This window comes from Streptomyces sp. NPDC054840 (genome assembly GCF_053611065.1).
In genome coordinates this window covers 1-6,919 of the sequence record NZ_JBSGZP010000396.1, presented here as the reverse complement: position 1 = coordinate 6,919, position 6,919 = coordinate 1, and the positions used below count along the sequence as shown (strand labels likewise).

7 protein-coding genes are annotated in these 6,919 nt (G+C 70.4%); 6 read left to right on the top strand and 1 reads right to left on the bottom strand.

Annotated features, from left to right (window positions below; genetic code table 11):
* The 5 genes from ACWGIU_RS24865 to ACWGIU_RS24845 all read left to right on the top strand — a co-directional run.
* The coding region (locus ACWGIU_RS24865) for a chitosanase (RefSeq protein ID WP_453709232.1) at nucleotides 1-810 on the top strand (810 nt) is incomplete at its 5' end.
* Between the two features lie 411 nt (nucleotides 811-1,221).
* Nucleotides 1,222-1,575 carry a DUF805 domain-containing protein gene (locus ACWGIU_RS24860; protein WP_453709230.1) on the top strand — a complete coding sequence of 118 codons (354 nt, stop codon included), beginning with the start codon at nucleotides 1,222-1,224 and terminating at the stop codon, nucleotides 1,573-1,575.
* A gap of 221 nt (nucleotides 1,576-1,796) precedes the next feature.
* Nucleotides 1,797-4,016, top strand: a complete 2,220-nt coding sequence (locus tag ACWGIU_RS24855) for an NADP-dependent isocitrate dehydrogenase (RefSeq protein ID WP_453709228.1) — start codon at nucleotides 1,797-1,799, stop codon at nucleotides 4,014-4,016.
* A 317-nt stretch (nucleotides 4,017-4,333) separates the two neighbouring features.
* The gene (locus ACWGIU_RS24850; protein WP_453709226.1) at nucleotides 4,334-4,867 is read left to right on the top strand and encodes a GNAT family N-acetyltransferase; all 534 of its coding nucleotides are present in this window, start codon (nucleotides 4,334-4,336) and stop codon (nucleotides 4,865-4,867) included.
* A 52-nt stretch (nucleotides 4,868-4,919) separates the two neighbouring features.
* A complete protein-coding gene (locus ACWGIU_RS24845) occupies nucleotides 4,920-5,711 on the top strand; it encodes a hypothetical protein (protein WP_453709224.1) in 792 nt (263 codons plus the stop codon).
* Nucleotides 5,712-5,818: 107 nt separating this feature from the next.
* Here ACWGIU_RS24845 and ACWGIU_RS24840 read toward each other — a convergent pair whose 3' ends face one another.
* Nucleotides 5,819-6,232 carry a hypothetical protein gene (locus tag ACWGIU_RS24840; protein ID WP_453709222.1) on the bottom strand — a complete coding sequence of 138 codons (414 nt, stop codon included), beginning with the start codon at nucleotides 6,230-6,232 and terminating at the stop codon, nucleotides 5,819-5,821.
* A 473-nt stretch (nucleotides 6,233-6,705) separates the two neighbouring features.
* On the opposite strand from ACWGIU_RS24840, the gene ACWGIU_RS24835 reads away from it, so the two are divergent.
* Nucleotides 6,706-6,919 (top strand): hypothetical protein (locus ACWGIU_RS24835; protein WP_453709220.1); only part of this gene is annotated, 214 nt, incomplete at its 3' end.

The following is a 6,919-nucleotide window of genomic DNA, read 5'->3' as shown; positions in this document are numbered from 1 at the left end:
CTGCTCGGCAGTGCGCTGATCGCCGCCCCCGTCGCCGCCCACGCCACGGCCCCCGCCGCCACGGCCCCCGCCCCCACGGCACACGCCGGGGAGGCGGCCGCCGTGGGCCTTGACGATCCGGCGAAGAAGGAGATCGCCATGAAGATCGTCTCCAGTGCGGAGAACTCCTCGCTGGACTGGAAGGCGCAGTACAAGTACATAGAGGACATAGACGACGGCCGCGGCTACACGGCCGGCATCATCGGATTCTGTTCCGGCACCGGCGACATGCTCGACCTCGTCGAGTACTACACGCAGATCAAGCCGGGCAACGTCCTCGCGAAGTACCTGCCCGCCCTGCGCAGGGTCGACGGCAGCGACTCGCACGCCGGCCTCGATCCGAACTTCACCAGGGACTGGGCGAAGGCGGCCCAGGACGCCGACTTCAGGAAGGCCCAGGACCACGAGCGCGACCGGGTCTACTTCAACCCGTCCGTGAAGCAGGGCAAGGCCGACGGGATCGGCGTGCTGGGCCAGTTCATCTACTACGACGCCATCGTCATGCACGGCGACGGCGGCGACTCCACCAGCTTCCGCAACATCCGCAAGCGCGCCCTGTCCAAGGCCAAGCCCCCGTCCCAGGGCGGCAGCGAGACCGCCTACCTGAACGCCTTCCTCGACGCCCGGGTCTGGGCGATGAAGCAGGAGGAGGCGCACAGCGACACCAGCCGGGTCGACACCGCGCAGCGGGTCTTCCTGAAGAAGGGCAACCTGAACCTCAACACGCCGCTCGACTGGAAGGTCTACGGAGACTCCTTCCATATCGGCTGACGTCCGGGCTGCCGCGCCCCGGGGTCGGAATCCTCCTTTCCGCCCGGTTCGCGGCGGCCCAGGCTGCAGTGAGGTAACGATCCGTAAGTCGATCAAGTCGCCTACCGCGAGGCCGACGCATGAACACGTCGGACATTGAGGGCTTTTCGCCGCTCGTGCATGACCCTGCGCCCCACGGCGCGACTTCCACCCCCCTTGAACACGGCCTATTTCGTCACGCCTTGTGGCCAAAGGCGATCCGCGGGTCTCAAGTAGCGCCGGGTACCAACGCCTTTGGCCGGAGAAGCGAAGGAAAGTTCCCATTCCTGCGGGTTGTGAACTGGCTTGACCGCGCCGTAAAGGGGGCATAAGTTCTGCCCCGGCTTGCTCCAGCAGGACGGGCCGAACCAACCGTCCTCTGGGGGGACCCTCATGAACCACTACACCGATGTCCTGAAGAAGTACGCCGTCTTCTCCGGCCGCGCCCGCCGCCAGGAGTACTGGATGTTCACCCTCTTCCAGGTGGCCATCATCATCGTCCTGATGATCCTCGACAACCTGCTGGGCACCTACCCGCTGCTCGTCGGCCTGTACATCCTCGGCACCCTCGTGCCGAACCTGGCGGTCACCGTCCGTCGTCTGCACGACCTCGGCAAGTCCGGCGCCTGGTACTTCATCGCCTTCGTCCCCTTCATCGGTGGCATCTGGCTGCTCGTCCTGACCGCCACCGCCGGTCAGCCGCAGCCGAACCAGTACGGCCCGGACCCCAAGGTCCTCGCCGCCTGATCAGGCGTGCAGGCCTGATAAGGCCTGATCGTCCGAGCGTCGCCCCGGCTGGAAACAGCCGTGGGCGGCGCTCTCGGCTTTTCCGGGGGCCGTCGGGCGCCGCGTGACGTGCGTCTCGCGGACTGGCGGCCGGGGGCTGTGCTGACCGGCCCGATCACGAGATATCTTGATGTCGAGCAATGTTGCAGACGAGAGACGCAGACTGTGGAGCGGAGCATCCGGTGACTGACTCGACCATCATCTACACGCACACTGACGAGGCCCCGGCCCTCGCGACGTATTCCTTCCTGCCTGTGATCCAGGCATACGCGTCGACGGCCGGTGTGAATGTCGAGACCCGTGACATCTCCCTGGCCGGTCGGATCATCGCCGTCTTCCCGGAGTACCTCCAGGAGAGCCAGCGGATCGCCGACGCCCTCACCGAGCTCGGCGAGCTGGCGAAGACCCCGGAAGCCAACATCATCAAGCTTCCGAACATCTCGGCCTCGATCCCGCAGCTCAAGGCCGCGGTCGCCGAGCTCCAGGGCCAGGGCTACGCACTCCCGGACTACCCGGACGACCCGAAGACCGACGAGGAGCGCGACATCCGCGCCCGCTACGACAAGGTCAAGGGCAGCGCCGTCAACCCGGTCCTGCGCGAGGGCAACTCCGACCGCCGCGCCCCCGCCTCGGTCAAGAACTACGCCAAGACGCACCCGCACCGCATGGGCGCCTGGAGCACCGAGTCGAAGACGAACGTCGCCACCATGGGCGAGAACGACTTCCGCTCCACGGAGAAGTCCACCGTCATCGCCGAGGCCGGCACCCTTCGCATCGAGCACGTCGCCGCCGACGGCGCCACCACCGTGCTTCGCGAGTCCGTACCGGTCCTGGCCGGTGAGGTCGTGGACGCGTCCGTCCTGCACGTCGACGCGCTGCGCACCTTCCTGAACGACCAGATCGAGCGGGCCAAGGCCGAGGACGTGCTGTTCTCCGTGCACCTCAAGGCCACGATGATGAAGGTCTCCGACCCGATCATCTTCGGCCACGTGGTCCGCGCCTTCCTCCCGAAGACGTTCGCCCGCTACGGCGAGACCCTGGCCGCCGCCGGCCTGTCGCCCAACGACGGCCTCGGCGCCATCCTGAACGGCCTGGGCGCGCTGCCCGACGGCGATGCGATCAAGGCCTCGGTCGACGCCGAGATCGCCGAGGGCCCGGCCCTCGCGATGGTCGACTCCGACAAGGGCATCACCAACCTGCACGTGCCGTCCGACGTCATCGTCGACGCCTCGATGCCGGCCATGATCCGCACCTCCGGCCACATGTGGGGCCCGGACGGCGCCGAGGCCGACACCCTCGCCGTCCTCCCGGACAGCAGCTACGCCGGTGTCTACCAGGTCGTCGTCGACGACTGCCGCGCCCACGGCGCCTTCGACCCGTCCACCATGGGCTCGGTCCCGAACGTCGGTCTCATGGCCCAGAAGGCCGAGGAGTACGGCAGCCACGACAAGACCTTCGAGATCGCCACCGCGGGCACCGTCCGCCTGGTCGACGCCGCGGGCGACACGGTTCTGGAGCAGGAGGTCGCCGCCGGTGACATCTTCCGCGCCTGCCAGACCAAGGACCTGCCGGTCCAGGACTGGGTCAAGCTCGCCGTCACCCGCGCCCGCGCCACCGGCGTCCCGGCCGTCTTCTGGCTGGACGAGAACCGCGCCCACGACGCGCAGCTGATCGCCAAGGTCAAGACGTACCTCGCCGACCACGACACCGAGGGTCTGACCATCAAGATCCTGTCCCCGGTCGAGGCCACCGCCTTCTCCCTGGAGCGCCTCCGCCGCGGCGAGGACACCATCTCGGTGACCGGCAACGTGCTGCGTGACTACCTGACCGACCTCTTCCCCATCCTGGAGCTGGGCACCAGCGCCAAGATGCTGTCGGTCGTCCCGCTGATGAACGGCGGCGGCCTCTTCGAGACGGGCGCCGGCGGCTCCGCCCCCAAGCACGTCCAGCAGCTGGTCAAGGAGAACTACCTGCGCTGGGACAGCCTGGGCGAGTTCTTCGCGCTGGCCGCCAGCTTCGAGCACCTCGCGACCACCACCGGCAACGCCCGCGCCCAGGTGCTGGCCGACACCCTGGACCGCGCGACCGGCACCTTCCTCAACGAGGACAAGTCGCCGAGCCGCAAGCTGGGCGGCATCGACAACCGCGGCAGCCACTTCTACCTCGCCACCTACTGGGCGCAGGAGCTGGCCCGGCAGACCGACGACGCCGAGCTGGCCAAGGCCTTCGAGCCGGTCGCCAAGGCGCTGTCGGAGCAGGAGGAGACCATCGTCGCCGAACTCGTCGCGGTGCAGGGCTCCCCGGCCGACATCGGGGGCTACTACCGGCCCGACGCCACGAAGGCCGCGGCGATCATGCGCCCGTCCGCAACCCTCAACGAGACGCTCGCCCTCCTGGGCTGATGTGACAGCCGTACCCACGCGTCGTCCGTGACGGCGTGATGCTCCGCCCCGGCCGGCCCCGTGCCCGACCGGGGCGGAGCCGTCTCCGGCGGTGTCCAGGGCTAAGGCTGTCCCGTAATCCCCGGCGGGCGCACGACGCCGGCTACGGCACCTCGCCGCGTTGTCGGAACGCCCGAATACGCCCAATGCGGGCGCCCCTCCGCCTTGCGATGCACCGCATCTGACACCGTGCGCTGATCCACCGGGGAGTACGGGACAGCCCTTAGGCGAACCGAAACCCGATTGCGGCCCGCGCGGCCATGACCTAGGAAGGCTCGGTGATCAGCGGACATCTGGCCGGCCTGCGCGCCCGCCTTCCCGAGGACGTACCCGTTCTGCACGCCGAGCTGTACGACGACGTCGTCACGCGCTCACGGGCCGACTCCAGGCCCTGGAGCCCGCGGCCGGCCACCGGCGGCCACTCCCCGTACGAGGCGGGGGCGCCCACCGAGGACGCGGCCGTCTTCACCGCGGTCGAACTGATTTCCGGTGAGCCGGCCGGGGAGGCCCTGCTCTGGGGCATCGACACCCACAACCGCTGCGCCCACCTCGGCATCTCCTTGCGGCCCGGCATGCGCGGGCGGGGGCTGGGCCAGGAGGTCGTCCAGCTGCTGTGCCGCTACGGATTCACCGTGCGCGGGCTGGGCCGCCTCCAGCTGGAGACCCTCGCCGACAACGCGGCGATGATCCGCGCCGCGCGTGCCGCCGGCTTCGTACAGGAGGGCCTGCTGCGCCGTTCGGCGTGGGTGTACGGCGCCTTCGAGGACGAGGTCGTCATGGGACTCCTGGCCGAGGAGTGGGCCCTGCGCTAGCGTTCGGGGTCGGTGCCCCGGGGGGCTTCACCGAAACCGCTCTGGGGGTCCTGTGGCACGCCGTTCCGACACGTCCTGCGGTGGTACGGGCTGCCTGGGGCTCCTGCTCGTGCTGTTCGTCCTGCCCACCGTCGGCTATCTGCTGGCGGTGCCGCTGGCGCTCCCGGATCTGCTGGCCGAGCAGTCGCCGCCGCAGCAGCTGCACGGCTTCGGCCAGTACCTGATCGTCTACGCCGTACCGGCCGTCGTGGCCCTGCTGCTGGCCCTGTTCGCGTCGCGCCGCCGGACCGGCGCCTGGTGGCTGGTGCCGGCCCGCGCGGTGGTCCTGCTCGCGCTCGTCTGCGCGGCGCTGTGGTGGACGGAGGGCCAGGTCGGGGACGTTCCGGTGTGGAACGTCCGGGCCACGGCCGAGAGCATGGCCGCCGGTCTGGTGGCGCTCGCCTTCGTCGTGGCGGTCCGCCGGTGGGACGTCCGCCGATGGGACGCCTCCCGCGGCGGTCCGCGCGTCGCCGTCGGCACCCACCGGCCGGCGCCGGGGGAGATCTGGCTGGCCATGGTGCCGCTGCGCGAGGACCCGGCGCGGCAGCTGCGGCACTACTGCGTGGTGCTGGCCGTCCATGCCGGCCACGCGGAGGTCGCCCAGATCACCACCAAGGACAAGGACGGGCGCGCCGACCACATCCGCATGCCCAACGACGGCTGGGACAAGGCCTCCGGCCGCGCCCACTGGGTGGAGTTCGGCCGGACGCCGCGCCGGGTCGACTACGGGATGTTCCTCAAGGCCCGGCCGCAGGGGCGCTGCCCGGCTCCGGTGTGGCGGCAGCTCAGCCGGCAGCTCGGCTGACCCGGCGGCCCCGTCCGCGGCCACCCGAAACCGATGCTCCCCGGGGAGCTGTCGTAGGTGTGGCGGGTGCGCGCCGCGACACCGGGCCGGCGGACCGCAGCCGTGGATCAGAGCTGGTGGATCCGCTCCTGATCGAAGGCCAGCGGGGACCGCCCGGCCGCCAGGATCCGCAGCCCCGGTGCCACGGTCAGCAGGTTCCGCAGCCAGGCCAGGGCGTCCGGGCCGAGCTGCTCCGCGCCGTCCAGGACGAGCAGCATGTCCCGTTCGGCCAGCCACGAGGCGGTGCTCGCCGTTCCCCGGGCCGGTGCGGGCATGCCGGGTACGGAGCCCAGCTCGGCCGTCAGCTCCCGGACTCCGTAGCCGCCGTGCTGCGGGTGCATGGCGACGAGAGCCACCCCGTCGTAGAAGTTGGACGCGATCCGCCGCGCGATCTCCCGTACCAGCAGGCTACGTGGCTCGCGGAAGCCCCCCGCCACGGTCAGGACGCGCCCCCGCCGGACGGCGGTGAGCAGCCGGGACATTTCGGCGGACGTCGCCGGCAGTGTTCCGGATAAGCCATTTTCCCTCATCGACCCGGCTTCCCCCATGGCTCCGGATTCCCTCATCGGCAGCACGATGCCCCCACGGCATGCGTGACCAAGTGCGGCAAGAGGGTTTTTTCGAGCCGCGTGACGACGATTATGCGCCACTTGCGCCGTAAGGCTAGGGGAATGTCGCATTCCGAAGCGAGGGTTCGCCGCGGCCCAGGTGGGGACTTCGTCCGGGCCTGCGGACGGGGGGCGTAGTTCGCGTGGTCCGTGTGGCGTACGTACCCGAACTCCGGCTCCTGGGAACGGTTGTCCGGAAGCCGGGAGTGGGCTCTACTGCTGTGCAGCCCCCCATTCGGGGCATATTCGCGGGAGGAACAAGAATGACAGCGGACCGGCGAACGGACCGGCGAGCACGGCATCGTGCGGGCCGGCGGACACAGGGCGCAGGCCGGGCGGCCGGACCCGTGTCGCACCGGCGCCGGCCGGCCTTCCGGGGCCGCAGGCCGTTGCTCGCCACGCTGCTCTCCGCCTTCTTCCTGGTCGGTGTCAGCACGGCCACCGGAATCGCCTGGGACCCGCGCGACGCGGGCTCCGTGCAGGGGGCCGCGGCCCCCGGCGCCGACCTCCCGGCGGCCACCGGGACCGGCGGCTCCCCCGGCGCCCCCGGCGGGGCCACCC